Annotated in this window: 1 protein-coding gene; it reads right to left on the reverse strand. The window is 67.0% G+C overall.

Annotation, left to right across the window (positions count from 1 at the left end; genetic code table 11):
• Window positions 1-43: 43 nt before the first annotated feature.
• Window positions 44-1158, reverse strand: a protein-coding gene (locus AB4Y78_RS15585) for an IS3 family transposase (protein WP_156811799.1) whose coding sequence is annotated in 2 segments (ribosomal slippage) — window positions 44-885 and window positions 885-1158 — 1116 coding nt in all. Because the reading frame shifts where the segments join, the coding sequence is not laid out codon by codon here.
• Window positions 1159-1239 lie beyond the last annotated feature (81 nt).

Genomic DNA, 1239 nt, shown 5'->3' on the forward strand with positions numbered 1-1239 from the left:
TGGCAGGACCCCGTGGATCGGTCCAGGTCGTGTGAGAGTCCGATCAATGGGTGCAGACCGCAGCGTAGGCCACCGGGCTGAGGTAGCCCAAGGATGAGTGGGGACGGTCGTGGTTGTACTCGGTCTTCCAGTCGCCGATGACGACCTGGGCGTGGGTCATCGACCAGAACAGATTGATGTTCAGGCACTCGTCGCGCAGCCTGCTGTTGAACGATTCGATGAAGGGGTTCTTCCAGGGCTCGCCGGGTGGGATGAACAGCATCCCGGTCTGGGTGCCGGCCCACTGGGCCAGTGCTGCCGCGATCATCTCCGGGCCGTTGTCGAGCCTCAGCACCGCCGGCGAGGCGCCACGGGCGGCCACGATGTGGTTCAGCTCGGCGGCCAGGGCCTCGGCGGTGATCGAGCGTTCCACAAGGCCGCCCAGTGTTTCGCGGGTGTGTTCGTCGACGACGGAGAGGATCTTGATCGGTCGGCCGTCGGTGGTGGAGTCGAACTGGAAGTCGATCGCCCACACCACGTTGGCCGAGGTGGCGGTCGGGACTGGTGGCACGGTCGAGGATCCGACCCGTTTACGGCGGCGTCGCACGTGCACACGTAGCCCTTCTTCGCGCCACAGCCGCTGGAGCTTCTTGTGGTTCACGACCCAGCCCTGGCCGCGGGCGTCGTGGTAGGCGCGCCGGTGTCCCCACCGGGGATGGGCCCCGGCGTAGGCGCGCAGCCAGGCCCGCAGCCCAGCGTCGGGATCATCAGGAGTCTGCGCGGGCGGGGTGTGGCGTTGGGTGGATCGGTGCTGCCCGACCAGCCGACACGCACGCCGTTCGCTGACGTCGAAGACTCGACGCAGGTGAACAACGGCCGCGCGTCGGCGGGCCGGGCTCAGAATTCCCCCTTGGCGACCTCGCGGAGCATGTCTTTGTCCAGCTCGGCATCAGCAAGCAGACGCTTGAGCCGCTGATTCTCGGCACGCAACTTCTTCAGCTCCTTGGCGTCCTCGGCTTTCAGCCCGCCGAACTGGTTACGCCACCGAAAGTAGGTCTGCTCGGAGACACCGAGCTGCCGGGCAACCTCGGCCGTGTCAGCGCCCCCGGCCAGCAGCCGGTCGGCCTCGACCAACTTGCGCACGACCTGCTCAGGCGTGTGTCGCTTCCTCGTTGTCATGGTGATGGAGCCTTCCTGCCCACCCTCGTGGGCCGCAAGGACTCTCACACCACCCGGACCAACCAACGGGGGTCACGCCAA

Origin of the sequence: Janibacter sp. RAF52, assembly GCF_052114035.1 — a bacterium.
Lineage (GTDB): Bacteria > Actinomycetota > Actinomycetes > Actinomycetales > Dermatophilaceae > Janibacter > Janibacter hoylei.